Genomic DNA, 26,419 nt, shown 5'->3' on the forward strand with positions numbered 1-26,419 from the left:
CTACCCCGTCGGCTAGCGGATGACCCTGATCATCGACTCCGCCTTCACCCCGTTGACGACCAGGGTGAGCACCGCCGTCCCCGGGCGGAGCGCGGTGAGCTTCCGGGTGACCGGGTCCAGCCGTACGACGCCATGACCCCGCTCGCCGACCACGACCTCGTGACCACCCCAATCGGCGGTGACCGGCCAGGTGACCGGGACGGTCGCGGCGCCCTGGGTGAAGGTGGCGTCGAGGGTCACCGACGACCCGAGCGCCAACGTCTCGGGAGCGCCGGTCGTGACGGTGTCGACGGCCGGGCGGGTCTCGGCCTGAAGCCAGCGCAGCCGCGCCCCGGGCGCTGGATTGCGGCCGACGACGCCCGCTCGAGGGTCGATGCCGATCATCGTCCAGCCGCGGAAGCCGCCGTCCTCGACGTTGCCGGCCGGGGTCTTGCCGGAGTTGCCGTTGATCAGCATCGAGATGCCCTGGGACGAGGAGCCGTGGAAGACCCCGACGTGACCGTTGAGGACGGCGACCGACTTGCCCGAGGACGTACGGAACCTGCCCAGCCTGTCTTCGAGCTGCCGCGCCTCGATCCGGTCACCGAGCTGAGAGGCCTTGTCCGGGAGCGGGTCGTCGATCGGGTGGTGGAACGCGACCAGCACCCCGGTCACCGCCGGGTCGGAGGCCGCCGCGCGCAGCTGCGACTCGAGCTCGGTCAGCTGCACCTTGCCGTCGTCGTTGCCGTGCAGGGTCCCGGAGGACGAGTTGAGGGTGATGAGCAGCGTCGACCCGAGGAGCCGGGTGGTGTGGGTGGGGCCGAAGACGGCCTTGAAGTTGGAGATCGGCCCGCCCATCACCTCATGGTTGCCGGGCACGTAGGTATAGGGAACGGCGGAGCCGACCTCCTCGTCGAGGATCTTCTTGGCGAAGGCGATGTCGGCCGGTGAGGCCTCGTCGACCAGGTCGCCGTCGATGATCAGGTGGTCGGGTCTGGCGGCGACGATCTCGCGCAGCGTCGCGCGCACGCTGGCGACCAGCGGCGAGTCCGGGTTGCGCGCCACGAACTGGCCGTCCGACATCAGCGCGATCCGCTGCGGCCGGTCGGTGACGGTGCCGTCGGTGACGATGACCGGGTCGTGGACCGGCTCGGCCTCGATCGGGTACGCGCTGGGCGGCACGTCGGCGACCAGCGCCGCGACGGTGAGGTCACCGCGGTAGGACGCCTCGGGCCGCGTCTCCATCATCCGGACGGCCTCGACCCGGATCGGGTACGCCGTGCCGGCCGGCACCGGGTAGGTGACCTGCTGCCACCCGGTCCAGGTGATCAGGGGCGCGTCCAGGTTGCTGACCGTGCCGTTCCCGGAGCGGATCTGGATCCGCGGCCAGGCGCCCGACCCGTCGCCCTTGATCCACATCGACAGCGACAACGGCTGCCCGGCCACGGCGATGGGGGCGGGCGGGACGGCGTATGCGCCGCGGGTGCCGGTGGACTGGGTGAAGTCGTGCTGGATCCGCAGTGCGGGCTCGCCGCGCGGGCCGCCGGTCGTCAGCGGAGTCACGCTCACCGTGGCGCGGGCGCTGCCGGCCTTCCACGAGGCGCCGTCGGCGAAGTCGGCGACGCTCGCCTCGCTGAGACCGACCAGCACATTGATCGCGACATGGTGGTCACCGACCGCGAAGTCGACCGTGCCGGAGCCCTCCGTCAGCGACGTACGGATCTCGAAGCCGTTGGCTCCGTCGCCCACGACCTCGAACCCGTCGCTCGCGGTCACGGCCGCCTCCGACGGCTCGATCGGAGCGGGGCGGCCGTCGGCGTCGTACCCGGTCAGCATCAGCGTCGAGGTCCCGCCACCCTCCGGCAGCGCGATCACCGACCTGTCGACCGCGAGATGGTCCAGTGGCCCGAGCACCGTGATCGGCATCGTGGCGCGACGTCCGCGGCCGAGGTCGAAGCTCACCTTCGCGTCGCCCGCGCGGGCGCCGAGAGCGGCGACCTCCGAGCCGTGGGACGGCCGCGAGCGTCCGTCGTCGAGGCGTACGCTGCCTCCCTGCGCCCGGAAGACACCGTCCTTCTCGATGGCAGCGTAGGCGGCGTCGAGCCCCGAACCGAACAACGTACGCCGCTGCCCCTGCAGCACCCGATAGGCACCGGCCCGGTTGGTGATCGGGCGCACCTGCGCCCCGGTCGCGACCCCGGCCGGCCCGGCCGAGGAGAAGAACAGCAGCGTGTTGGAGACCTCGCGCTCGGACCCGTCGGAGGGGGTGTCGACGATTCTCGGCTCCACGTCGCCGGCGACCCGGGCCGCCATCGTGGTCGAGCCGCCGCCGTCGAGGTTGAGCGCCTGGTAGGCCCCGAGGCTGATCATGAAACGCGCCAGCTCTGCCCGCGTCATCCCACGGGAGGCACCGGTCTGGCCGTCGAGGGCGAGCACGATCAGTTTGGTGCCGTCGCGGTCGAGGCCCACCGCCGTACGCGAGTGGACACCGTCGTCGCCGATCCCCGGCCCGACCTCGCCGTCGACCACGAGCTGGACGTTGCCGCTGACCGCCCAGTCGGCGTCCTCGGCCAGCCCGACGGTGACGTCGACCCGGTCGCCGACCTCGAGGCTGCCGACGACCTCGGCGCCGGCCTCGCGGCCGAGCAGCACTTGTCCGCCGGCCGGGATCGCCGGCGCACCGGCCTCGTCAGCGACCGCGGTGACGACGCCGTCCACCACGCTCGCCCGCGCGACCTCGTCGGAGACGTTGCCCGGACCGCCGACCGGCCGGTCGAGGGTGTAGTCGCCCCACAGCCGGGTGTAGACGCCGATCCCGCCCGTCGGCAGCGACGGGGTGTTGAACCCGGCCAGGTCTTGCTCGGCGCCGTCGATCGTGACCGTCCCGCCCGAGGTCAGCCCGCCGATCGCCGCTTCGGCGCGGGCCATCGAGAGGGCCGGGTCGGAGCCGAAGCGGGCGTTCTGCAGGCCGTCGCGGCTCTTCGCCAGCCCGACCGGTGCGCCGGAGGCGTTGATGTCGTAGAAGCCGGCGTTGACACCGGCGACCGCCCCGGTCCCGGCCATCTGGCTCGACAGGGTGCCGATCCCGGCGACCTTGCCGGTGTTGCGTACGTCCATCGACAGGGTCGGCTCGGACAGGTCCGCGGTGAGGACGTTGCCACGGTTCCAGCCCGCGTCCTCGAGCCGCTGGAAGTTGGTCAACCTCAGACCGGGCGCGACGTCCTGGGTCGCGACCGTCGACAGCGCCTCGCCGCCGGCGGCGAAGTCGTAGCCGTTGGCCTCCTGCTGGCTCGGCGGGATCCCGCCGGGAGCCAGCGTGACCGCGGTCGGCGGCGGTGGAGGCACGTCGGCTGCCGCCGGTCCGGCGGAGACGAGGAGTGCCAGGGCAAGGGCGAGCGTGGGGGCGAGGGGGCGCACCCGTCCACTGTCGCGATCCGCGCCGTTCCCGTGAAGCGAATTAGGGGGAACCGTTTGCGGCGGATCCGTGAACGGAAGATACCGTCAGGGGTGTGCTTCAGGTGGCGGTAGTTCAAGACATCGCAGTGCCGGGTGACGTGACGGCCAACGTCGCGACCGCCGCTGCCCGGGTCCACGAGGCGGCGGCGAGGGGAGCCCGGCTGATCGCGTTGCCCGAGACCTTCACGACCTCGTGGGACCTCGACACCTTCGACGGCGGTCCGCTGCCCTCGCTCGACGACACCGCCTGGCTGGCCCCGGTGCGGGCCGCGGTGGACGAGACCGGCGCGGTGCTCGTGCTCAACTCGCCGCTCGCCTACGCCGGTCGGCGGGGGATCACCAGCATGGTCATCGCGCCGGGCGAGGAGCCGGTGGCGGCGTACGACAAACAGCACCTGTTCCCGCCGGAGGTCGGTCGCTTCGAGCCGGGTGAGCACGGCATGACGATCAAGATCGACGGCGTCCGGGTGGCCATGTCGGTCTGCTACGACGCCAACTTCCCCGAGCACGCCGCCGCGGCGGCGGCCGACGGCGCGATCCTCTACCTCAACACCGGTGCCTACTTCCCGGGCGGCGGCCACCGGCGCGACCTGCACTATGCCGCCCGAGCGCTGGACAACTCGATGTACGTCGCCTTCGCCGGCCTCGTCGGCGGACCGCTCGACTTCATCGGCGGCTCCGCGGTCTACGACCCGCTCGGCCGGCCGATCGAGCGGCTCGACGACGCCACCCCGGGCATGGTCGTCGCCACCATCGACCCGGCCGAGGTCGCGCGCGTGCGGGACGACCAGCGGATGTGGGCCGACCGCCGCGCGGACCTCGGGCCGCGGCGTACGCTCCTGCTCTAGGGAGTCGGCTCCTCGGCGACGAGCTTCCCGAAGGCGATCATCCGGTTGTCGGTGTGGAAGAGCTCGGAGCAGGTGGTGAGGGTGATCAGTCGCTGGCCCTCGACCTGCTCGGGCTCCACGCCGCCACGCGCGGGGTTGTCGGGAAGCGGGTCGGTGACCCACACGGAGGTGAACGGCACGATCAGGTCGTCGCCGTTGCTGGTGAGGGCGTAGACGTACGTCTTCTCCCTGGTCAGAACGCGGATCTCGTCGCCTTCTCGGAGCTTGGGGAGGTCGCGCAGCGGTTCGCCGTGGGTGATCCGGTGGCCGGCGAGCGCGAAGTTGCCGACCTCGCCGGGACCCGCGGTGCCGGAGAAGTGGCCCAGGCCGGCGCCCAGGACCTTGTCCGAGGTCCCGGCGAAGATCGGGATCCGATAGTCCGCGCCGAGGCGCGGGATCTCGATGATGGCCTCGGCGGACCCGAACTCGGTGCTCACCTCGGTGTGCCCCGAGCCCCAGGCGGCTTCGAGCTTCGAGGCCGCATCTTGCTGGTGTTGCTTGCTCAAAAATGTGGTGCCGTAGACGGTCCAGGCCAGGTACCCGAGAATCCCTACCCCGGCAAGGACCATGGCGAGGCCGAGCCAGAAGGAAGCCCGGCGGACAGTGCGCCGCGGCTTTGTATAGGTAGACATCGGGTCAAGCATCTCAGCCCGATCCGCCGCACCGTAGGATCTGGCGTTGTGGCGGGCCGCATCAAGGAGACGAGCATCCAAGAGGTGCGCGAGAAGGCGCGCCTGGACGACATCGTCTCCCAGTACGTCACGCTGCGCCGCGCCGGCCCGGGGACCTACAAGGGTCTGTGCCCCTTCCACGACGAGAAGTCGCCCTCCTTCAACGTGAACCCGTCGCGTGGCTTCTTCAAGTGCTTCGGCTGCCAAGAGGGCGGCGACGTCATCGACTTCGTGATGAAGCTCGAGGGACTGAGCTTCTTCGAGGCGGTCGAGCGGCTCGGCGACAAGGTCGGTGTGCAGGTCCAGCGCGAGGAGGGCGACGAGGCACCGGTCCGTCGTGGTCCCGGGCGCGGCAAGCTGGTCGAGGCCCACAAGGTCGCCGCCGAGTTCTACGCCGAGCAGCTGCTGACCGCGGACGCCGTGGTCGCGCGGCAGTTCCTCGCCGAGAAGGGCTTCGACCGCGACGCGGCGGCGCACTTCGGGGTCGGGTACTCGCCGCGCGGGGGAGAGGACCTCTATCGGCACCTGAGAGCACGAGGGTTCTCCGACGAGGAGGTCGTCACCGCCGGGCTGGTGGCGCACGGTCGGTCGCACTACGACCGGTTCCGTGGGCGGCTGATGTGGCCGATCCGGGAGTCGGGCGGGGACGTCATCGGCTTCGGCGCGCGCCGGCTCTTCGACGACGACCGCATCGAGGCGAAATACCTCAACACCTCCGAGACGCCGATCTACAAGAAGTCGCACGTCCTCTACGGGATCGACCTGGCCCGCAAGGAGATGGCCCGCACCCGCGAGGCCGTGATCGTTGAGGGCTACACCGACGTGATGGCCTGCCACCTCGCCGGGATCACCACTGCCGTTGCGACCTGCGGCACCGCGTTCGGCGACGACCACGCCAAGGTGCTGCGCCGGTTCATCTCGGATGACCAGCAGCTGCGCGGCGCGGTCGTGTTCACCTTCGACGGCGACGCGGCCGGCCAGGCCGCGGCGCTGAAGGCGTTCAAGGGCGACGGCAACTTCACCTCCCAGACCTACGTCGCCGTCGAGCCCGACGGCCTCGACCCCAACGATCTCCGGATCAAGAAGGGCGACGAGGCGGTCCGCGATCTTCTCGCCAACCGCGTCCCGCTCTACGAGTTCGTGCTGCGCAACGTCGCCTCGAAGTTCGACCTGGACCGTGCCGACGGTCGTATCGACGCCCTCCGTGAGGCTGCGCCCTTGGTGGCCTCCGTGCGTGACGAGTCCAAGAAGATGGGCTTCACCCGGGACCTGGCACGCTTCCTCGGCGTCGATCCCGACGAGGCGGCCCGAGAGGTACGCCGCGCCGCCGGCCGCCCCGCACCGTCGGTTGCTCCGTCCCGGCGCGAGGCGGCTGCCTCTCCCGAGGCGCCTGCCGCGCCGCAGCGCCCGCCCATGCCCCACCCGCGCGAGCCGCGCTTCACGGTCGAGCGCGAGACCCTGAAGCTCTTCGTGCAGCACCCCGTCGCGCTGGGGCGCACCACCGGCGAGATCACCCCCGAGGCCTTCACCCACCCCCTCTACCGAGCGCTGTGGGAGATCATCGCCGGCCTCGGTGGTCCCGGCGCCGGCACCGGCGACGCCAACTGGGCCCAGAAGCTCGGGGCCGCCGCCTCCGACCCGCTCGTCAGCCGCATCCTCGCCGAGCTCGCCGTGGAGTCGATCCCGTCCGCGAAGGAGCCCGATTCGGCGTACGTCCTGCAGTACGTCGTACGCCTCCTCGAGCTCCTCGACCAGCGCCGCATCGCCGAGGTGAAGAGCCGTCTGCAGCGCTCCGACGCGGCCGCCGACCCCGAGGCGTACAACCGTCTTTTCGCTCAGCTCGCCGCCCTCGAACAGCACCGCCGCGGCCTCCGCAACCTCGTCGCCGAGTGACGGCCTGCCGATTTCCGATCGCCGCCGCCGGGTTGCTAAGGTTTCACCCGCGCCGCAAGGTGCAATTCCCCTGTAGCTCAATTGGCAGAGCATTCGGCTGTTAACCGGAGGGTTGTTGGTTCGAGTCCAACCGGGGGAGCAAGAAAACTCAGCCTGACCTGCGGAGACGGGTCAGGCTGAGTTCGTTTTCAGGCGCCGTCATGGAGTCCTGGTGTCCTGCCGGCCGAGGTGGGCGTGGCCGAGGTCGGCAGGGTGTGCGTGTGGGCCGCTGCTGCTGTGCCCGAGCCGACGACAAGGCCAGGTCGGGCTTGGGAACGGCGACCTGCTTCTCAACCGCGACGAAGGCGATTCCCGATACCACGGACACGGCCAGGCACCCGAGCGTGGCCAACGATGCCCACCCCAGTCGCTGCCTTCGCTGAACGCCAGGATGATCGGGGCCGAGAGCGGCGGCATCAGCCCTCGTGATTCTGGTCGAGCTGACGGCGGGCTGCCCACTTCGTCCAGGTTGTCACGACGTGGCGCTGGCTACATCTTCTCAGAGCCAGACCTGATCGCGTCCCGTATCCGTGGGTAGGTGCCGCATCGGCAGATGTTGCGGAGCGTGTCCAGGTCCGCGTCGGAGATCGCCCGGCCCTCCTCCTTGACCCGACGGACCAGGTCGACCGCGGCCATGATCTGACCGGGTTGACAGTAGCCACATTGGGCGACGTCGTGTTCGATCCAGGCGTCCTGCATCGGGTGCAGACCGTCGCCTTCGACGGTGTCGGCGAGGCCCTCGATCGTGGTGACTTCGTCCTCGGGCCTGAGGTCACCGACCGGGACCGCACACGGATTGAACGCTTTGCCGTTGATGTGGCTGGTGCACGCTTTGCATACGTTGATGCCGCAGCCGTACTTCGGGCCGCGGACGCCGAGGATGTCGCGTAGCACCCAGAGCAGCCGAACATCGTTCTCGACATCGACGCGCACCGTCTCGCCGTTGACTCGGAAGGTGTGTGTGGGCACGTTGTTCTCCTTCAGCTCGTCACTTGACGTGGTCGAGACCACTGGTCGGTGACGGCGGGACAGGTGGGTTGTACGGGTACGGCTCGTAGTGCAACGGCGCGCTGTGGTTGACGGGGAAGTGTGTCGGCATGTTTCCGGTTGCCGCCCAGTAGGCGTTCGCGACCGCGGCCGCTGCGGCCGGCACCCCGAACTCGCCCGCACCGCCGGGTTCCTCGATGCCTGAGTCGACGAGGTGGATCTCGATGTCGAACGGGACGTTCCATTGCCGGGTATAGGCGTAGTTGTCCCAGCTGGCCTCGAGAAAGTTGCCGTCCTTCAGATGGAGGCTGGACGTGAGCACGATCGCGATCGCGTCCATGATGCCTCCCATCATCTGGGCTTTCAGGCCGCTCCGGTTGATCACGAGCCCGACGTCGACGGCGAAGACGACCTTGGTGACGCGTGGTCCGGTCACCGCTTTGCGTACATCGCGGTTGACGGTGGCCGGGCTGGCGTCGATCTCGACCAAGCAGGCGGAATGGCCGTGGTACTCGGAGTGGATGCCCAGACCCTGGCCGTGGTGGCGCGGCATCGACCGCCCCCATCTACCAGCCTCGGCGACCCTGTCGAGCACGGTTCGGAGCCGGTCGTTGCGGATGTGGCCGCGTCGGAACTGGTAGGGGTCCTTGCCGATCGTCCGGGCTATCTTGTCCACGGTGAGCTCGCGCGCGACCGCGACGTTGGGTGAATAGATGTTGCGCATCGCGCCGGTGTTGAGCTTCCGGTCGGTGAGCTCGTCGAGCAGGGATGTCGTCGCACCGAAGTTGTAGTGGGCTCCTGTGGTCAGCAGGTAGATGAACTGCGAGATGCTGTAGTCGCCGACCGGGAGCTTCGCGGCGGACGCGGTGATGATGTCACCGAACCCGTGGCCGAAGTCGGTACGTCCGCTGGTGTGACGCTGCTCGTAGGTCAAGACATCGTTGCCGAGAACGGTCGCGCGCACTCGCGAGGTCGACATCGGGTGCACCCGGCCCTGCCGGCATGCGTCGGCGCGATGCCACATCAGCCGTACCGGTGCACCCATCGCCTGCGAAGCGAGAGCGGCGTCCATCGCTGCGTCGGTGAAGAGGCGTCGCCCGAAGGATCCGCCGCCCTGGACGACGTGGACCGTGACCTTGTCCATGGGGAAGCCGAGGGCCTCGGCAAGCTCCTGTTGCGCGACGATCGGCACCTTGAGGCTGGCCCAGATCTCGGCCGAGCCTGTACGTACGTCTGCTACCGCGCAGTCGGGGTCGAGAGGTGCGTTGCTGGCGAACGCGAAGGTGAAGTCCGTGTCGACGGTCTTGGCGAGCAGCGGAACCTCCGGGACGGCCATCGGGATCTCGGCCTTCCGGATGCGGGCGAGGACGTCCTCGTCCGAGTCCGAGCCGATCTCTCCGGGCGCCCAGTCGACATCGAGCGCACGCACCGCGTCGATGCACTGGCCGAAGGTGCGCGCGCGGACCGCGACCCCGGTCGGGATGATCGCGACGTGGGTGACACCAGGCATCTCGAGGACCGCGGCCTGGTTGCGTACCGAGCGCACGGTGCCCTTGATCGTAGGTGGCTTGCAGACCATCGTCGGCAGGGCGTTCGGGACCTCGATGTCCATCGCGAACTGCTTCGCACCTGTGACCGCGGCGCGAGCGTCGGTTCTCCCGACGGTGGTGCCGACAAGCTTGAGGTCTGTGGCGGGCTTGAGGTCCGCCTCCACCTCGGTGGTCTGGTCGACGGCAGCGTCCTTCGCCAGGTCGCCATACGGGATGCGGCGGCCGTCCGGGGCCACGACCGCGCCGTTGTCGGTGTGGAGAGCCGTCGGCGTGAGCCCGCCCAGCATGAGGCCGGCGGCCTCGAGCAGGGCACCGCGTGCGATGGCCGCGGCAGTCCGGATCGGGTAGTACGTCGACATGGTCGTGTTCGAGCCCCCGGTGAGCTGATTCATGACCAGTTCCGGACGAGAGTCGGCCAGGGTCACGTGTACGTCCTGCAACGGCACGTCCAGCTCATCGGCAATGATCATCGCGGTCGAGGTGACGATGCCTTGGCCGACCTCGGTGCGCGGGAGGGCGAAGTGCACCGTGCCGTCTTCGCGGATCTCCATCCAGATCAAATGGGCGGTTGGCTTCGCTGCATAGTTCTGGGAGTCGCTGAGGTCGAACACGTCCGCCGGTAGCCCCGGGGTCGGGATCGTCAACGCATGGCCCGGAACATTTGCATCCGACGCCAGTCGTACGGCCACCGCGAGGGTGGGTGCTGCGACGAGATACCCAAGGAGACGGCGTCGACCGACCTTGCGCTGTCCCAGTGCTGAGTAGTCCACGGTCATGTGTTGTCCTTCCGATCAGGCAACACATGGTTGGCGTTCGGCCTGCTCGGCGCTATGTGCAGGTGCCCAATATCCGAGGATGAACTCGCGGCGAACGCACAATGCGGGGCTCTCGAGGCCGGGTGATCATGAGCCACCAATGACCCCGACCCAGGAGGGCAAATGCAGACCCCGCCTCCGCACAGCCGGCGTGCGTTCCTAGCGCGCCTCGGCATTCTCGGAGCCCTCGGCGGCGCTTCGGCGCTGGCTCCCGGACTACTGGGCTCTACAGCGTCCGGACTTACGACGAGCTCTATCGATGACCAGGTCTCGAAGATGCTGGCAAAGCTGGCCCGAGACACCCTGAACGGCCTGGTGGTGTTCGTGGTGCCCGGTCAAGACGCCTACTCACGAGCCCAGGGAACCCCTCGCGCTGAGGCAGGTGCCATCGAAGCGGATGCGGCTGCATTCTTGATCGAGGCCTTGGACAACTTCGTGCCGTTCCCTGACCAGATCGTCACGCCGGTCGCGTCCGCTCTGGCGACAGGCCTGGCCGACGTGCCCCTGCCGCTGGGTGATCTGCCCCAGCTTCCCCTGACCCAGCTCATCCAGCTCGACGACGCCGTTCGTCGACTGCTGCGCAACGACTCGACGATTCCGCTCTCCATCGTTGTGGCCCTCCTGCTCAACACCATGGCGACCAGAGTGAACCCGTTGTCGACCAACGGGGTGTTCCTGTCGCCGTTCGCCCGTCTCTCCTTCGAGGAGAAGGCAAAGGCGTTCGCCCTCCTCGAAGAAGGTGACGCGGCCCTGATCTCCACCATCGACGATCAGCTGCCGCAACCGCTGCGGGGCACCGCGTCGGGCATCTTGGAGTTCATCGCCGGTGCTCTGCTCGAGTTCTCGGCGTTCGGAGCCTTCTCGGAATGGTCGACCTTCGACAAGGAGAAGCTCTGGGTCACCGAGACCCCGGTCGGGTGGAAGCTCGCCGGCTACGACCCTGGCGGGATGAACGGCTGGGACGACTTCAAGGGTTACTACCAGGGACGGGAAGAGGTGAGCTCGCGATGAGTCGCGACGTCATCGTCATCGGAGCAGGCGCGGGCGGCCCGGTCGTCGCCAAGGAACTGGCGGCTCACGGGCTCGACGTGCTCATGATCGAGGGAGGTCCGCGGCACGCCAAGCCCGAGGAGCAGTGGAGTCGGCTCGAGAACGACTCCAACAACCCGCTCAACGGCTATTTCCGGGTCGGGCCCGAGGATCGCAGCAAGCCGGCGTTCTACCGGGAGTTCCCGCAGAACGGCTTCCTGTGGCAGCTGAGCGGAGTAGGTGGCACCACGCAGCACTACTTCGGCAACAACCCGCGCGCCTACCCCGGCGTCTTCGCCGGTTACGACGGCCCCGACAAGAGCCTCTACGACGTCCAGCACCTCTTTCCGTTCTCCTATGACGAGTTCGTGCCGTACTACGAGTGGGTGGAGCAGACCCTGCCGGTGCACACGGCGCCGATGGGCACCAAGGAGGAGATCTACTTCCGCGGGTGCGAGACGCTCGGCATCCCGGTTCAGACCACCAAGACCACGCTCGGCCCGTCGTACCGCCCCCAGGAGAATGCGATCCTCCCGCCGGGTGGGCAAGCAGGTCGCACGACCGACCTCGAGCTGCTGACGTACCCGACCTCCAGCGGGTGCACCATGTGCGGCCACTGCTTCAACGGCTGCGTGCTCCCGGACAAGTCGCCACGTAACCTGCGCGCCAAGCGGTCGACCGACAACAGCTACGTGCCGATGGCGCTCACTGCCGAGGCATGGTCCGACGGCGGTCGCGCCGTCACGTTGATCACCGACGCGATGGTGACGAAGATCCGCACGGAGAACGGGGAAGCGCGAGGCGTCTCCTGGATCGACAACGCCACTGGCATGGTGCACTCCGAGGACGCCGCCGTGGTCGTCATGTGCGGCGGTGCGATCGAGAGCCCACGACTGTGGTTCAACTCCGGCCTTCCGAATCCGAACGACTGGGTGGGTCGCGGCTTCACCGACCACTGGCTCGACTGGACCTTCGGTCTGATGGACGAGGACTGTGGCAGCTCCCGCGGCCAGGCGTCGGGGGCTCGCACGGACTATCCGGGCTATGGAATGCTCATGAACGTCGGTCTGATGCCGGCGCTCGAGGCGTTCACGATGACGTTCTCCGACAGCGGCATCCGCGGTCAGTACACCAACGGTCGCGGAATGACCGGTCCGTGGGACGGGCCCACCGGTCGCCTCGTGGGACCGGAGCTCAAGGACGTCATGCAGCACGGCCTCGATCGGATCCTGAACGTCATCAGCGTCGTCGACGACGACGTGACTCCCGACAATCGCGTGATGCTGTCGGCGATGCCGGCCGACGAGGCCGGGCCGGTGCCGAAGGTGCGGTTCCTCAATCGTGGGCGTACGCCGCGAAGCACCCGCAACCGTGAGTTCCTGGCACGCCGCGCGGTCGAGCTGCTGCGCGGCGCCGGGGCGAAGAAGGTGCACCGTATCGACTGGCCCGCACTGCCACTGCACGTGCACTCGACGATGCGGATGGGTATCTCCGACTCGAACTCGGTGGTCGACCAGAGCGGTGAGACCAGGGCGGTGAAGCGGCTGTTCATCGGGGACAACTCGGTGCTGCCCAACTCAGTCGGCGGTCCGAATCCCACGATCACCACTCAGGCGCTGGCAACCCGGACCTCGGAGCACATCGCTCGGCGGTACTTCGGGATCGACCCATGGGTACGCGACGGGTCCTCGCTGGTCGTCTCCACGGATCGGCGAATCTCTGACAGGCTCGCCGAGCTGGACCTCTGATACTCGCAAGTCGCCCTTGCCAACGGACCACGTCAATCTGCAGGCGGTCCGAACAGAGCCACGTACCGTAGTGCGATGTCGATCTTCGCCGTGCGTTCCGTGAGCGAGTGGCCGATGAGCTCCTCGGCTCGGCTCAGCCGGTAACGGACGGTGTTGCGGTGGATGAACAGGTGCCGCGCGGTCTTCTCGACGTTGAAACCGTTGTCGAAGTGGGTGAGCACGGTGTGCCGCACCTGAGCGAGGTTCTTGTCCGGAGCGCCGAGATCTCCGATCTCACGTTCGACCATCCTGCGGACCAGTTGGGGACTCTCGGAAACCAAGCACAGAAGCTCGATGTGGCTGTAGTCGACGACCGGGGGAGAGGGGGTGGCGTCAAGACCGACTCGCTGCGCTGCCTTTGCTTCGCTGTGGCCGCTGCGGAAGCCAGCCGGTCCGGGAGAAGGGACTCCGAAGGCGAGGTGTGCCTGGGACTCTTCGAGGATGCCCGCCAGCTCGAAGAGAGAACCGAGATCGGGTCGCGCCGGCGTCGCCGCCCAGAAGCAGAGCTCGCTACCCGACGTCAGCAGGGTGAGTGGTCGAGGTGCCCGAATTCTCCGAGCGAGCTGACCAGCGACGTTCTGCAGCCGTCTGGCGGCGTCGGCGGAATCGGTGGCGGTTGTCCATACGACGCCCGCGGTTTGCCAATGGGCCAAGGCATGCGAAAGCTCGGCAGAGGCGTGATCGACACGGATCGCCGCTCCTTGGAGGATGTCTTCGATGAGGCGTGTGCGCCGGATCAACGCACCTTCGTTCATGTGGGAGCGCTCCTCGTAGAACGTCTCGATCAGTGCCTCGACGGAGTCGTTCATCCAGCGCTCGGCCCTGGTCCAGAGAAACCTCAGCACCTCATCGGCCCGCGGACCGCTCTCGCCGATCGTGTCCGAGACGTCGGTGAAGAACTCGAAAACCGCCTGATGGGCGGCGCGGTAGACCTTGAGCAGCACTCCGAGGTCCATGCCCCGCCGAGCCAGCGACCGGGCGAGGTCGGCAGCGGCCGGCGGGAGCATCAACGTGTGGTCGATCGACAGCGTCAGAACGAACGCCCTCCACTGAGCGCGGGTGCTTCCATGGAGGTCGTCGATCAGCATCGGGTCTGACGAGATCTCGGGAATCTGGCTGGTGATCCGGGAGTCGACTCGAGCAACGAACTCTTCGGACATCGGCGGCACGACGGCTCGCTCCGAGAAGTTGCGGAGCCACTCACCGAGCGGCTCAGACGTCGTCATGCCTTGCATCCTCAACTTTCAGGAAGTGTGGGGCACGTCATTTCAAACTGGTCATGGCCCGGGGCTCAGGGCGTTGTGATGACCGGCGCCACGATCTCCCGTTTGAGGATCTTGTTCGTCGCACCCTTCGGGAGCTCGTCGACGAACCAGATGTGCCGGGGGTACTTGTAGGGCGCTACCCGGTCACGGACGTACTGACGCAGCTCGTCCAAGGTCGCGGCACCCGGCTCGGCCAGCGCGACGGCGGCGCCTACCTCCTCGCCCAGCTCCGCGTGCGGGATGCCGATGACGGCGCACTCGCGTACCGCGGGGTGCTCATAGAGCACCTCCTCGATCTCGCGTGGGTAGACGTTGTAGCCGCCGCGGATCACCAGGTCCTTCTTGCGGTCGACGATGAAGAAGAAGCCGTCCTCGTCCTTGCGGCCGAGGTCGCCGCTGCGGAACCAGCCATCGGCATCGATGGCTGCTGCGGTCGCCTCGGGCCTTCCCCAGTACCCCTTCATGATGTTGTCGCCCTTGATGACGATCTCGCCGACAGCGCCGATCGGTGCCTCGGCGCCGGCGTCGTCGATCACCTTGATCTCGACGCCCGGGATCGGCATGCCGATGGAGCCCGGACGTTGCTGGCCCTGCCGATTGAAGGAGGAGACCGCGGAGGTCTCGGACAGGCCATAACCCTCCAGTACGACGCAGCCGAAGGTGTCCTCGAAACCATGAAGTACCTCGAGCGGCAGCGAGGCGCCGCCTGAGACGCACATTCGAAGGCTGGAGGTGTCGGTGCTCTTCGCGTCGGGGTGGTGGAGCATGGCGTTGAACATGGTGGGAACTCCCATGAACATGGTCGCCTCGTTCTCGGCGATCGTGGCGAGCACCGAGCCGGGCTCGAAGCGCGGGGTGAGGACCAGCCGTGCACCCTTGGCGACAGAGCAGTTGAGTGCACAGATCTGACCGAAGGCGTGGAAGAGCGGAAGCGCGCCGATGACGACGTCGGAGTCGACCATCGAGAACAGCGAGGTGGAGACCTCGACGTTGCGTCGCAGGTTGAGGTGGGTCAGCTCGGCACCCTTCGGGATGCCGGTCGTGCCGGAGGTGTAGAGGATCACCGCGGTGTCCTCCTCGACGCGGTGCGCCACGTCGTCGGAGGCCGGCAGCTCCTGCAGTGAGGCCTCGAAGGCACCCGGTGTGATGTAGCGGACCTCTGTGCCCAGCTTGGCAGCGGGGTCCTCGACAACTGGCTGGCAGTCCGCCCATGCGTAGAGGAGCTTGACCTGGGGGTCCCCCAGGTAGTGCTCGACCTCGCGGCCCTTGAGCAGAGGGTTCATCGGGACGACAGCGGCACCGGCCCGGAGCGCGCCGTAATAGGTGACGGCGAAGGAGACCACATTCGGCAGCATCACGGCGACTCGATCGCCCGGTTGGACGCCGGCAGCGCGTAGGTCGTTAGCCACCCGGGAGGCGAGCACTTCGAGCTCGCGGTACGTGATCGTCGAGGCACCGGCCTGAAGAGCAACCTTGTCCGGGGATGCGGCTGCGGAGCGGGCCAGGTCGTTGAAGAGGTTCGCATTCACGAGCCTGAGCGTGACATCCGTCACCTCGAAAACGGTCGGACAGACGCACGATTTTCCGCCCGCCGATTGGTGCTCGAGTACAAACGAGCTAGGAATCGCGCGAGACCGGCGGGCCGAAGAAAGCCGTGTAGCGCAGGGCCAGTTCGAGGTGAGCGGATCGTTCTGTCAGCGGGCGCCCCAGCAGCTCCTCGGCGCGGGCGAGCCGGTAGCGGACCGTGTTCTTGTGGACGAAGAGCCGCGACGCCGTTGCGGTGTAGTTGAGCCCCGTCGAGAGGAAGACGAGCAAGGTCTCGCGGATCAGTGTCAGGTTGCGGTCTGGTCCGATCAGCGCGCCGACCTCGCGAACCACGAATCGGTCCAGCAGCCCGTTCTGCTCGCCAACCAGGCACAGCAGATCAACGTCGTCGTAGCGGACCAAGCTGGTGGGCCGGGTTGCGCCCAGACACAGCCGCTGTGCGGCACGCGCCTCGTCGTGGCTGGTGCGGAAGCCGGCGATGCCGCGTGCCGGGGACCCGATGGAGACCTGGGCACCGGCCTTGTCGAGGTCGGCGATCAGATCGCTCAGCGGTTCGAGGTCGGGCCGGACCGGGGTGGCGGCCCAGCAGCACAGTTCCCGGCCGCTGCTGGGATGCAGGACTGGCCGGGCGGCCCCGATGGCGCGAGCAGCCTGAGTGGCGAGCTGGGCGAGGTGCTGTTGTGTCTTCTCGCCAGCGGCCGGAGCCCACAGGACGAACCCCACCTGCCAGTGATTGAGCGGATGGCTCAGCTCGACACTGGCGGCGTCGGCATCGGTGACGGTGCCGCGCAGAAGGGCCTCGACCAGCTGAGAGCGGCGGAGCATCGCGCCTTCGAGGAGCTCCTGCCGTTCGGCGTAGAAGGTCTCGATCAGCGCTTCGACCGAGTCGTCCATCCACTGCTCGGCTCGGCTCCAGAGGAACCTGAGCACCGTGTCCTTGGGAGGATCACTCTCCGCGAGGTCCTCGGTCGCCTCGGCGATGAACGCGAAGACCGCCCGATGCGCGGCGCGATAGACCTTCAGAAGGACGCTCAGGTCGAGGCCTCGTCGCGCCAGCGACCGCGCGAGCTCGTCGGCCCCGGCCGGCAGCGTCAGCTTGTGATGCTGCGGAAGGGCCGCGGCGAACGTGCGCCACTGCGATCGTGTGCTGTTGTGGAGGTCGTCGAGGAGCATCGGGTCGCTCGCGATCTCCGGGACCTGGCTGGCGATCCGGTCGTCGACGACCCGGACGAACTCCTCGAGAGCGTCATCCCTGGTGGCCTGTAGGGCGAAGACGCGCACCCATTCCGCCAGCTCCATACGATCCCCCGCTGTCATCGTCTTCCGCCTCGCCTCGATGTGGTGCGCGCCACTCCAGTTTGGACGCGCAAACAATGCAACATTCGAAGCGTGGGCGCAACGCACAAGCGCGGCGGCGATTCTATGGCGAGACTCACATGACCGACTGAAGTGTGAGGAACCAGATGAACTCGTTTGACTACATCGTCGTCGGCTCGGGCTCTGCCGGGTCGGTCGTTGCTGGTCGGCTCTCCGAAGATCCCGACTGCCGCGTCCTGCTGATCGAGGCCGGCTCGGCCAAGAAGCCGATGAACGTCAAGATCCCGGCCGCGTTCGCCACCCAGTTCAAGACGGACCAGGACTGGGAGTACTACACCGAGCCTGAGCCGTACCTGGACAACCGGGTCCTCTACCACCCGCGCGCCAAGTACCTCGGCGGTTGCAGCGGCATGAACGCGATGATCTACATCCGCGGCAGCCGGCACGACTATGACAGCTGGGCCAAGGCCGGGGCGACCGGCTGGTCCTACGACGAGGTCCTGCCGCTGTTCAAGCGATCGGAGAACAACTCCCGCGGCGCGGACGAGTACCACGGCGTCGGAGGACCGCTGCACATCGAAGACCTTCGCTCGCCCAACCCCCTGACGGAGACGCTCATCGAGGGCATCGAGTCGACCGGTCTGCCACGCAACGACGACTTCAACGGAGCCGGGCAGGTCGGCGTCGGCTACAGCCAGGTGACCCACAAGAAGGGCATGCGGTGGACCACCGCCGACGGCTACGTGAAGCCGGCACTGAAGCGGCCGAACTTCACCTTGATGACCGGCGCGCACGTCCAGCGCCTGCGGGTCTTCGGCGACCGGGTGGTCGGTGTCGAGATTGAGCGCGACGGGCGCTGGGAGTTCATCCGGGCAAAGCGGGAGGTCGTGCTCTCGGCCGGCGCCTTCAACACACCGCAGATTCTGATGCTCTCCGGTATCGGACCTGCTGATCACCTCCGCCAGCACGGAATCATGGCGATCGTCGACAACCCCAACGTGGGGGCGCATCTCATGGACCACCCGTTCTACCTGGCGAACTTCGAGACCACCGCCAAAGGCACTCTCGCCGGCGCCGAGTCGCCCGTGCAGCTGGTCAAGTACCTCGCGGCTCGTCGCGGTCTTCTGACGTCCAACGTCGCCGAGGCCCAGGCGTTCTTCCGCACCCGCGCTGGCGAGGATGCTCCGGACATGCAGATGTTCGCCGCCCCGGCGTACTTCTGGGACAACGGTTTCACCACCCACGACAAGCCGGCGTACGCGTTCGCGCTCTCGCTCGTCGGGTCTCTGAGCCGCGGCAGCATCAGGCTCACCAGCGCGGACCCGAAAGCGAAGGTGTGGACCCGGTTCAACTACTTCTCCGAGGCAGCCGAGATGGACTCCATGGTGGCCGGCCTGGAGCGTGCTCGGGAGATAGCGGCATCGGCGCCGCTCCGCGACCTGACCACCCGCGAGATCCATCCGGGGAAGGGCGTGGGCACGAGCCGGACTGATCTCGAGGCCGAGATCCGCCGCAACGTCGCGCATACCTACCACCCCGCATGCACCGCCCGGATCGGGACCGAGACGGACGGCGTGGTCGACCCCGAGCTGCGGGTCCACGGCGTGCTCGGTCTGCGCGTCGCCGACGCCTCGGTCTTCCCGACCATCCCCCACGGCAACACCCACGCACCGAGCGTCCTCGTGGGCGAGAAGGCCGCGGACCTGATCCGCGCCGCGAAGTGAGGGGCCCGATGACCGAGATGACCGCCCAGTTCTCCGCCACGGACGCAGACCGGATCGTCGAGAAACTCGCCCGCGGCGAGGTCGCGTGGGCGCGTACGTCACTTGCCCGACGTTGCGAGATGCTCGATCGCTTCCAGCAGCTCGTTGTCGACCACGCCCAGGAGTGGGTCGACCTCGCCTGCGAGATGAAGGGTCTCCCGAAAGATTCCCCGCTCGTCGGGGAGGAATGGATCAGCGGTCCGTGGGCCGTGCTCAGCTATCTGAACTCACTGCGGCATACCCTCGCGGTCCTCGAGGAGGGTGGTGATCCGCTGGAGCCGTTCACGATGCGCAGCGTCCCGGGCGGTCGTCTGGCGATCGATGTGCTCCCACACACCATGTGGGACACATTGCTGCTCAACGGCTACCGCGCTGAGCTCTGGATGCAGCCGGGCGTCGACCGGGCGCGGATGCGTGCCCGCGCCGGCCTTGGTCAGCGTCGTCCGTACGAGACTCGGGGCGGTGTTCTGGTGCTCGGTGCCGGCAACATCACCTCGATCGTGCCCAGCGACGTGCTCTACGTGCTCTTCGCGGACAACCGGGTGGTCGCGCTGAAGCTCAACCCGATCGCGGACCGCCTGGAGGGCGTGATGCGTCGGATCTTCGCGCCGTTCATCGAGGTCGGTGCCGTCCAAGTACTGACGGGCGATGTCGAGCTGGGGAGCGCGCTGGCCTACCACCCGGGTGTTGCCGCGGTGCACATGACCGGTTCCGAGGCCACGCACGACGCCATCGTCTGGGGGTCGGGGGAGCGGGGCGTGGCCAACAAGGCGGCCGGCACCCCCGTGCTCGACAAGCCGATCACCAGCGAACTGGGTGGTGCTGCACCTGTCGTGGTCGTACCCGGCAAGTGGTCCAAGCGCGATCTGCGCTTCCACGCCCGGCACGTGGCCACGATGCGCCTGCACAACAGCGGCTGCAACTGCATCGCCGCCCAGGTCGTCGTCGTCAGCTCCGACTGGGCCCAGAAGGGTGCCTTCCTCGCCGAGCTCCGCAAGGCGCTGGCCGCCGCTCCGGCGCGGCCGGCGTGGTACCCGGGCTGCGACCTCCGGGTGGAGACCGCCCGGGCCCTCCACCCGAACGCCGAGCGCGTCGGCGGTACTCCGCAGCGGACCCTGATCCCGGACCTCGACCTGTCGAAGCCGGACCCGAACGCGTTCGAGAGCGAGTACTTCGGCCCGGTCCTCGGGATCGCCGAGCTTCCAGGTGAAGGCGAGGAGTTTCTGGAGTCAGCCATCGAGGCGTGCAACGAGAAGCTCCGCGGCACGCTCGGCGCGAACGTTCTGATCCATCCGAAGGCGAAGAAGGCGATGGGCGAGCGCTTCGAGCGGCACCTCAGCCAGCTGCGCTACGGCACCATCGCCGTCAACGCCTGGACCGGTCTCGGCTACCTGTCGGCGCTGGCGACCTGGGGTGCATTCCCCGGCCACTCGCTCGACGATATTCAGAGCGGACGCGGTGTCGTCCACAACGCGTTGCTGCTCGCCGACACCGAGCGGACCGTGGTCTACGGCCCGTGGCGGATGCTGCCGCGGGCGTGGCTGCACGGGAGCTTCGTACTGGCTCCCAAGCCGCCGTGGTTCGTCGACAATCGCAGCGCGGCGACGACGGGTCGCCTGCTCACCTACTTCACCGCGAAGCCGAGGTGGCGATCGCTTCCGGCGATCTTCTGGTCGGCGCTGCGGGGATGAGATCACGCACCTCCCCCCGATGGACCGAGGAAGGGGCTGACCCCGACTATCGCTTCTCCCTCGCCAACGAACGGACCTTCCTCGCGTGGGTCAGGACCACCTTGGCGCTGCTCGCTGCCGGCGTGGCGCTCGCCGAGCTCGTCCCGCCGCTCCGGGTCTCGGGCGCGACGGCCTTCCTTGGTGCCGTGCTCGCCGCCATCGCGTGCTTCACCTCGTGGTTCGCCTACCGCCGCTGGCAAGCGAACGAGCGCGCCATGCGACTGCGGGTCTCGCTGCCCTTCCCGGTGCTCCTGCCCTTGGTCGCATCGCTGCTGAGCCTGGTGTCGGTTCTCGTTCTCCTCCTGCTCGTGGCACAGCAGGCGTGACCGATCCCGGGCTTCAGCCGGAGCGCACCGCACTGGCGTGGCGAAGGACGGCGGCTTCCGGAGCGACGCTGGGTCTGTTCCTCCTTCACGTCGGCAGCACGCAGGCGAGCCCCGGGATTGTCGCCGCCGGAGTTGTCGCCGTCTCGGGGTCGGTGCTGCTCGCCGTCACCGGCGGGAGGCGCCGCCCGCCGGGCACCGGAGTGAGCCCAGTCCTCCTGCGCGCCACCGCGACCGTCTCGGGCGCCACCTCGGTTCTGCTCGCCGTCTCGGTCCTCACCCCTCATTGACCAATCCCCACCGTCCACCACCTCAGGAGAACAACCCATGACCAGCACACCCAGGCCCGCCACGCGCCATGTGGTCGCCCGGAACGAGGCAGTCCTACGCGAGCTGCCGTTCGATGACCACGGTGACTTCGCTGACGCCGACCGTGGCCTGATCAAGGCGCTCGACGACTGCGTGATCCGGGCGGAGGACGGCCGCGTCGTCTGGGACAACGAGGCGTACCGCTTCCTTGACGGTGATGCGCCAGGAACGGTCAACCCGAGTCTGTGGCGGCAGTCGCAGCTCGTCACCCGTCAGGGTCTCTACGAGGTCATCGAGGGCATCTATCAGGTGCGCGGCTTCGACATCTCCAACGTGACCTTCGTCGAAGGTGAGCGCGGGGTCATCGTCATCGACCCGCTCCTCTCCGTCGAGACCGCCGCCGCGGCGATCGCGCTGTACCGGGAGCACCGGGGTGAACGGCCGGTGACGGGCGTCATCTACTCCCACTCCCACATCGACCACTTCGGAGGCGTCAAGGGCGTCACCACCCAGGAGGCGGTCGACGCGGGCGAGGTCCCGGTGATCGCCCCGGCGGGCTTCCTCGAGCACGCCGTGGCCGAGAACATCTACACCGGGACAGCGATGGCGCGTCGCGCCGGCTACATGTACGGCGCAGCACTCGAGCGCGGACCTCACGGTCAGGTCAGCGCCGGTCTCGGATCAACGACCTCCACCGGGATGGCTTCGCTGATCGTCCCGACGATCGAGGTGGCGACGACCGGCGAGGAGCTGATCCTCGACGGCGTACGCATCGTCTTCCAGATGGCACCGGGCGCGGAAGCGCCGTCGGAGTTCCACTTCTACTTTCCCGACTTCCGGGCGCTCTTCATGGCCGAGAACGCGAACCATACGATGCACAACCTGGTCACGCTGCGAGGCGCGCTCGTGCGCGACCCTCATGTCTGGGCGCGGTACCTCACCGAGACGATCGAGATGTTCGGCGATGACCTCGAGGTGGCCCTGGCCGGTCACAACTGGCCGATGTGGGGTCGCGAACGGGTCGTCGACTTCATCGCCACACAACGCGACCTGTATGCCTATCTCCACGACCAGACCGTCCGCCTGATCAATCGTGGCATGGTGGGGTCGGAGATCGCCGAGACGTTCCGGCTGCCTCCCGCGCTCGAGAAGGCGTGGCACGCCCGCGGCTACTACGGCTCGGTCAGCCACAATGTCAAAGCGATCTACCAGCGGTACATGGGCTGGTTCGACGGCAACCCCGCCCATCTGTGGGCGCATCCGCCCGTCGCCGCGGGGGAGCGGTACGTGGCCGCGATGGGCGGGGCGGACGCGGTGGTCACCAAGGCCGCCGAGGCCTTCGGGACGGGCGACTTCCGATGGGCCGCGGAGCTGCTGAACCACGTCGTGTTCGCCGAGCCGAACCACGACAAGGCCACAGCCCTTCTCGCAGACACCTACGAACAGCTCGGGTACGGGAGCGAGAACGGCCCGTGGCGCTGCTTCTATCTCTCGGGTGCGCACGAGCTTCGCCACGGCAGCTTCGGGACGCCCATCCACACGGCATCGGCCGACGTCGTCGGCTCGCTGAGCCCCGCCCAGATCTTCGATCTGCTCGCGGTTCGGCTGGACGCCACACGATGCTGGGATGAAATGCTCAACGTGGACATCCGGTTCGAAGGATCGGATCTGACCTGGCGCCTCAGCCTGTGCAACGGCGTGCTCACCCACTCGACGTCCCGGCAACAGGCACTCGCTTCGGCCACGTTCACGATCGACGCTCCCAGTCGCCTCATCGCCTTGCTCATGGGTGCGCCGGCCGCTCCTGAGTCGCTGGCCGGGTCGGGCGTCTTCGCCGAGGGTGATGCCGGTGTTCTCGAGCGACTTCTCGGGTTCATGGAAGCACCCGACCCGTCGTTCGCGATCGTCACGCCCGAGTGAGCACGGCCGACAGATCTCCGGTAGGGAAAGGGACCCTGATGACATCCACGTCGCCCATCGACCATCGCTCACATGCCGCTGCCCCGGTGCCTCGGCGCGCATGGGTGGTCACCGGCCTGCTCGTGGCCTTCATGCTCATCAACTTCGGTGACAAGGCCCTGCTCGGGCTTGCCGCCAAGCCGTTGATGAACGACCTGGACCTCACCGCAGACGAGTACGGCACGATCGCCAGCGCCTTCTACGCTCTGTTCAGCGTCTCGGCGGTCGTCGTCGGATTCCTCGCCAACCGGATCTCCAGCCGCTGGCTGATCCTGGTCATGTCGGTGGCCTGGGCAGTGACTCAGATCCCGGTGGTGGTCTTTGCCACGGCAGGCTCGCTCTTGGTGAGTCGCATCGTCCTGGGTGCGACCGAAGGACCGGCGAACCCGATCGCGGTCAATGCCGTCCAGAAGTGGTTCCCGGACGAGAGGCGGAACCTGCCCACCGCGCTGATCAATGTCGGAGCGGCGCTCGGTGTCGTGGTCCTCTCGCCCGTCCTGACCTACTTGATCGTGGAGCATGGCTGGCGCTCGGCCTTCGTGTTGATGGCTGTCCTCGGGCTGGCGTGGTCAACGCTGTGGCTGATGCTCGGACGAGAGGGATCCGAAGTGAGTCACGTGACCGCTCCCGTCTCAGAGACGGCCCGCGGCCGTCATCGCGCGGGTCGTGCGCGGGTGCCGTACCGGGCGATCTTCTTCAGCGGCACGGGTGTCAGCGTGTTCGTGGCTGGCGCGGCGGTCTACTGGTCTTTGGCCATCCTGGTCGCGTGGCTGCCGCTGTATCTGGACGAACCCCTCGGCCTGGGACCCGCGAGGGCCGGGACGCTCGTGGCTCTGCCGTGGGTGGCTTCGGCGATCGTTATCCCGGTGCAGGGGATCGTCACCGATCGCCTCATGCGTCATGGTGTCTCGTCGCGACTGGCGCGAGGCGTGCTCGGTGGAGTGTGTGTCACGGCCGCCGGAGTCTCCATGCTGCTGATCACCGTTGCTCCGGGGACGCTGCTGAAGCTCGTCCTGGTGACGTTGGCCTTCTCGGTCGGCACCGTGCAGTTCGCGGTCGGGATGACCATGATGGCCGAGATCGCACCCGATCGGCAGCGAGCCGCGGTCCTCGCGACGGTCATCGGCACCGTCGGGCTCGCCGGGATGGTCTCACCGGCCGTCACCGGTCGCTTCGTGGACGCCCACGGGATGGGCAGCGTCGACGGATTCCACTCCGCGTTCGTCCTGGCCGGGGCCCTGATGATGGCTGGGGGACTCCTCTCCCTCCTGCTCGCCCGCCCGGAACGGGATGCCCAGCGGCTTCGCGGCACAGTTGTCGAGGCGCATGAAGACGAGGCCCGCGAAGAATGACGAAACGTCCCGCGGCCTACTCCGACGGATCGGTAGGCCGGAGGGCAGCATCAGAGGTAGCGGCCGGACGCGGCGGATGGCCGTCTTGGAGTCAGGGTGTCTTCTGGGCCGAGGTGGGCGTGGCCGAGGTCGGCAGGGTGTGCATGTGGGCCGCGGCCGCGGCGCCCGAGTCGGCGATGGTGCCCCGGGCGACGCGGTGACGTCCCATGGCCACGGCCATCGCGACGCCGGCGAGGCTGAACACCGCCATCACCCAGGACGCGGCGGAGAGGCCGGACGACAGGGCATCGGCAGCGGACTGGCCGTCGGCGGTCTGGCTGGCGATGACGTTGCCGTAGATCGTCGCCGCGAGGGCCGTGGCCACGGCTGCGCCGACGTAGCGTGCCATGTTGGAGACACCCGAGGCCGCCCCGACCTGGGCAGCCGAGACGCACGCCGTCGAGGCGGACGTCGCGGGCCCGTTGGACAGGCCCATCCCGATCGCCACCGCGACGAGCGGCAGCACGAATGCGGCGTACCCCCACGAGCCCTCGACGAAGCCGATCCACCCGAAGCCGATCGCCGTGATCGCGAACCCTGCTCCGACCACGACGCGACCGCCGAACCGTGCCGCGACCCGTGGCACCAGCGGTGCGACCGCGACGAGGCCGGCGGTGGCAGGAAGGGTCGCCAGGCCGGCCTGCAGCGAGCTGAGCCCGAGCGTGCTCGGGTCCTGGAAGTAGAGGCTCACCAGATACATCAGCGCGTTGATGGTGCCGGCGCCGATGAGGATGGCGATCGTGGACGCGACCAGGATCCGGTTGCGAAGCAGGGCCAGGTCGAGCATGGGGACGGCGACCCGCTTCTCCACCGCGACGAAGGCGAATCCCGACACCACAGACACGGCCAGGCACCCGAGCGTGGCCAGCGACGCCCACCCCCAGTCGCTGCCTTCGCTGAGCGCCAGGATGATCGGGGTGAGGGTGGCCGCGACCAGCAGGCTGCCACCGACGTCGATCGAACGTGGCCGGTCCTCGTCGCGGGACTCGGTCACCAGGCGTGCGGTCATCGCCATGCACACCACCGCGACGCCGGCATCGAGCCAGAACAGTCCTTGCCAGCTCGTCAGCTCGACCAGGACACCACCGAGCAGCGGCCCGGCCGCAGCACCAACCCCTGCCGCCGCGCCCCAGAGCGAGACCGCCCGGAGCTTGCCTTCTTCGGGTGTGCCGACGGTGAGCAGGCTGAGGCCGCAGGCCAGGATCGTCGCGCCGGATGCGCCCTGGATGCACCGCCCGGCGATGACGGCTGCACCCGAGTTCGAGAGGGCGATCAGTACGCACGAGGCGATGAACAGCAGCAGACCGAGCTGGAAGATGCGCTTCCTGCCGAACACGTCGCCCAACGAGCCGGAGGTCACGATGGTCGCGGCACCGACCAGCGAGTATCCCGTGACGGCCCACTGCAACGTGGTGACGTCCATGCCGGTGTCTGCGCTGATCGCGGGGAGCAGGATGCTCACCGCAGACGTGTTGGCGTTGACCACCAGCGTCGAGAGACAGGTGACGAGAAGGACACCACCTGCTCGGCTTGCCACCTCGGTGCTGCTCATCGGAACCCCTCACCTTCGTCAGGACGACCGCGGGACGCCATGCGTCGACCACAGGCACCACGGTGACTGCCCTGGTGGGCCGTGTCCTCCCCCCGTAGGGATGATCCCGACGTTCGCCCGCCCAGAGCGGCGAGGGGCGGTCCCCTGAAGCGGGCGCGGCTGCGGTGCATCG

General features: G+C 68.2%; 18 protein-coding genes and 1 tRNA gene. 11 read left to right on the plus strand and 8 right to left on the minus strand.

The features are described 5' to 3' along the window. Positions 1–12 precede the first annotated feature (12 nt). Positions 13–3,396: a phosphodiester glycosidase family protein gene (locus BLT25_RS17900; protein WP_091048648.1), complete on the minus strand. Its 3,384-nt coding sequence runs from the start codon at positions 3,394–3,396 to the stop codon at positions 13–15. A gap of 101 nt (positions 3,397–3,497) precedes the next feature. Here BLT25_RS17900 and BLT25_RS17905 point away from each other — a divergent pair, with 101 nt between their 5' ends. Continuing rightward, on the plus strand, positions 3,498–4,283 hold the full coding sequence (locus tag BLT25_RS17905; protein ID WP_256328654.1) for a carbon-nitrogen hydrolase family protein: 786 nt from the start codon (positions 3,498–3,500) through the stop codon (positions 4,281–4,283). Here the strand turns inward: BLT25_RS17905 and BLT25_RS17910 are convergent. Beyond that, entirely contained in the window at positions 4,280–4,954 is a 675-nt protein-coding gene (locus BLT25_RS17910) for a class E sortase (protein ID WP_176884003.1), read from the minus strand. The genes BLT25_RS17905 and BLT25_RS17910 overlap by 4 nt on opposite strands. A gap of 48 nt (positions 4,955–5,002) precedes the next feature. Between BLT25_RS17910 and dnaG the strand changes: the two genes are divergently transcribed. Further along, positions 5,003–6,886, plus strand: coding sequence for a DNA primase (gene dnaG, locus BLT25_RS17915; protein ID WP_091048655.1), 1,884 nt, complete (start codon positions 5,003–5,005; stop codon positions 6,884–6,886). A gap of 66 nt (positions 6,887–6,952) precedes the next feature. Next, a tRNA-Asn gene (locus tag BLT25_RS17920) sits at positions 6,953–7,025 on the plus strand. Between the two features lie 389 nt (positions 7,026–7,414). On the opposite strand, the gene BLT25_RS17925 is transcribed toward BLT25_RS17920, so the two are convergent. Next, positions 7,415–7,894 carry a (2Fe-2S)-binding protein gene (locus BLT25_RS17925; protein WP_091048879.1) on the minus strand — a complete coding sequence of 160 codons (480 nt, stop codon included), beginning with the start codon at positions 7,892–7,894 and terminating at the stop codon, positions 7,415–7,417. 19 nt (positions 7,895–7,913) lie between these two features. Then, positions 7,914–10,238, minus strand: coding sequence for a molybdopterin cofactor-binding domain-containing protein (locus tag BLT25_RS17930; protein WP_091048658.1), 2,325 nt, complete (start codon positions 10,236–10,238; stop codon positions 7,914–7,916). Positions 10,239–10,553: 315 nt separating this feature from the next. Here BLT25_RS17930 and BLT25_RS17935 point away from each other — a divergent pair, with 315 nt between their 5' ends. Together BLT25_RS17935 and BLT25_RS17940 are read left to right on the plus strand one after the other, a co-directional pair. Further along, complete coding sequence (locus BLT25_RS17935) at positions 10,554–11,288, plus strand: hypothetical protein (RefSeq protein WP_256328655.1); 735 nt, start codon at positions 10,554–10,556, stop codon at positions 11,286–11,288. Then, positions 11,285–13,054, plus strand: a complete 1,770-nt coding sequence (locus BLT25_RS17940; RefSeq protein WP_091048662.1) for a GMC family oxidoreductase N-terminal domain-containing protein — start codon at positions 11,285–11,287, stop codon at positions 13,052–13,054. The genes BLT25_RS17935 and BLT25_RS17940 overlap by 4 nt, the downstream gene beginning before the upstream one ends. Positions 13,055–13,086: 32 nt before the next feature. Here the strand turns inward: BLT25_RS17940 and BLT25_RS17945 are convergent, their stop codons facing one another. From BLT25_RS17945 to BLT25_RS17955, 3 genes are all read right to left on the minus strand, one after another. Then, positions 13,087–14,253, minus strand: a complete 1,167-nt coding sequence (locus BLT25_RS17945; RefSeq protein ID WP_176884005.1) for a PucR family transcriptional regulator — start codon at positions 14,251–14,253, stop codon at positions 13,087–13,089. Positions 14,254–14,384: 131 nt separating this feature from the next. Next, positions 14,385–15,887 (minus strand): long-chain-fatty-acid--CoA ligase, encoded by a 1,503-nt coding sequence (locus BLT25_RS17950; protein WP_176884007.1) that lies wholly within the window; start codon positions 15,885–15,887, stop codon positions 14,385–14,387. Between the two features lie 88 nt (positions 15,888–15,975). Beyond that, on the minus strand, positions 15,976–17,220 hold the full coding sequence (locus tag BLT25_RS17955; RefSeq protein WP_091048665.1) for a PucR family transcriptional regulator: 1,245 nt from the start codon (positions 17,218–17,220) through the stop codon (positions 15,976–15,978). A gap of 146 nt (positions 17,221–17,366) precedes the next feature. On the opposite strand from BLT25_RS17955, the gene BLT25_RS17960 reads away from it, so the two are divergent. Genes BLT25_RS17960 through BLT25_RS17985 form a run of 6 tightly spaced genes read left to right on the plus strand, consistent with a single transcriptional unit; the run spans position 17,367 to position 24,656 of the window. Beyond that, complete coding sequence (locus BLT25_RS17960; protein WP_091048667.1) at positions 17,367–18,944, plus strand: GMC family oxidoreductase; 1,578 nt, start codon at positions 17,367–17,369, stop codon at positions 18,942–18,944. An 8-nt stretch (positions 18,945–18,952) separates the two neighbouring features. Continuing rightward, the gene (locus BLT25_RS17965; RefSeq protein WP_256328656.1) at positions 18,953–20,674 is read left to right on the plus strand and encodes an aldehyde dehydrogenase family protein; all 1,722 of its coding nucleotides are present in this window, start codon (positions 18,953–18,955) and stop codon (positions 20,672–20,674) included. Next, positions 20,671–21,039: a YidH family protein gene (locus tag BLT25_RS17970; protein ID WP_091048886.1), complete on the plus strand. Its 369-nt coding sequence runs from the start codon at positions 20,671–20,673 to the stop codon at positions 21,037–21,039. The genes BLT25_RS17965 and BLT25_RS17970 overlap by 4 nt, the downstream gene beginning before the upstream one ends. After that, a complete protein-coding gene (locus tag BLT25_RS17975; protein WP_091048669.1) occupies positions 21,036–21,326 on the plus strand; it encodes a DUF202 domain-containing protein in 291 nt (96 codons plus the stop codon). The genes BLT25_RS17970 and BLT25_RS17975 overlap by 4 nt, the downstream gene beginning before the upstream one ends. A 37-nt stretch (positions 21,327–21,363) precedes the next feature. After that, positions 21,364–23,265, plus strand: coding sequence for an alkyl/aryl-sulfatase (locus tag BLT25_RS17980; RefSeq protein WP_091048672.1), 1,902 nt, complete (start codon positions 21,364–21,366; stop codon positions 23,263–23,265). A gap of 38 nt (positions 23,266–23,303) precedes the next feature. Then, the gene (locus BLT25_RS17985; RefSeq protein WP_218131397.1) at positions 23,304–24,656 is read left to right on the plus strand and encodes an MFS transporter; all 1,353 of its coding nucleotides are present in this window, start codon (positions 23,304–23,306) and stop codon (positions 24,654–24,656) included. Between the two features lie 91 nt (positions 24,657–24,747). Here the strand turns inward: BLT25_RS17985 and BLT25_RS17990 are convergent, their stop codons facing one another. Continuing rightward, positions 24,748–26,247, minus strand: coding sequence for an MFS transporter (locus BLT25_RS17990; protein ID WP_091048675.1), 1,500 nt, complete (start codon positions 26,245–26,247; stop codon positions 24,748–24,750). Between the last annotated feature and the right edge of the window lie 172 nt (positions 26,248–26,419).

The organism is Nocardioides sp. YR527 (assembly GCF_900101045.1).
Lineage (GTDB): Bacteria > Actinomycetota > Actinomycetes > Propionibacteriales > Nocardioidaceae > Nocardioides.

Excerpts from the sequence above, each read along its gene's own strand:
- BLT25_RS17910 (WP_176884003.1), bottom strand. The coding sequence starts at position 4,954 with ATGTCTACCTATACAAAGCCGCGGCGCACTGTCCGCCGGGCTTCCTTC.
- BLT25_RS17930 (WP_091048658.1), bottom strand. The coding sequence starts at position 10,238 with ATGACCGTGGACTACTCAGCACTGGGACAGCGCAAGGTCGGTCGACGC.
- BLT25_RS17935 (WP_256328655.1), top strand. The coding sequence starts at position 10,554 with ATGCTGGCAAAGCTGGCCCGAGACACCCTGAACGGCCTGGTGGTGTTC.
- BLT25_RS17940 (WP_091048662.1), top strand. The coding sequence starts at position 11,285 with ATGAGTCGCGACGTCATCGTCATCGGAGCAGGCGCGGGCGGCCCGGTC.
- BLT25_RS17945 (WP_176884005.1), bottom strand. The coding sequence starts at position 14,253 with ATGTCCGAAGAGTTCGTTGCTCGAGTCGACTCCCGGATCACCAGCCAG.
- BLT25_RS17955 (WP_091048665.1), bottom strand. The coding sequence starts at position 17,220 with ATGACAGCGGGGGATCGTATGGAGCTGGCGGAATGGGTGCGCGTCTTC.
- BLT25_RS17960 (WP_091048667.1), top strand. The coding sequence starts at position 17,367 with ATGAACTCGTTTGACTACATCGTCGTCGGCTCGGGCTCTGCCGGGTCG.
- BLT25_RS17965 (WP_256328656.1), top strand. The coding sequence starts at position 18,953 with ATGACCGAGATGACCGCCCAGTTCTCCGCCACGGACGCAGACCGGATC.
- BLT25_RS17970 (WP_091048886.1), top strand. The coding sequence starts at position 20,671 with ATGAGATCACGCACCTCCCCCCGATGGACCGAGGAAGGGGCTGACCCC.
- BLT25_RS17980 (WP_091048672.1), top strand. The coding sequence starts at position 21,364 with ATGACCAGCACACCCAGGCCCGCCACGCGCCATGTGGTCGCCCGGAAC.
- BLT25_RS17985 (WP_218131397.1), top strand. The coding sequence starts at position 23,304 with ATGACATCCACGTCGCCCATCGACCATCGCTCACATGCCGCTGCCCCG.
- BLT25_RS17990 (WP_091048675.1), bottom strand. The coding sequence starts at position 26,247 with ATGAGCAGCACCGAGGTGGCAAGCCGAGCAGGTGGTGTCCTTCTCGTC.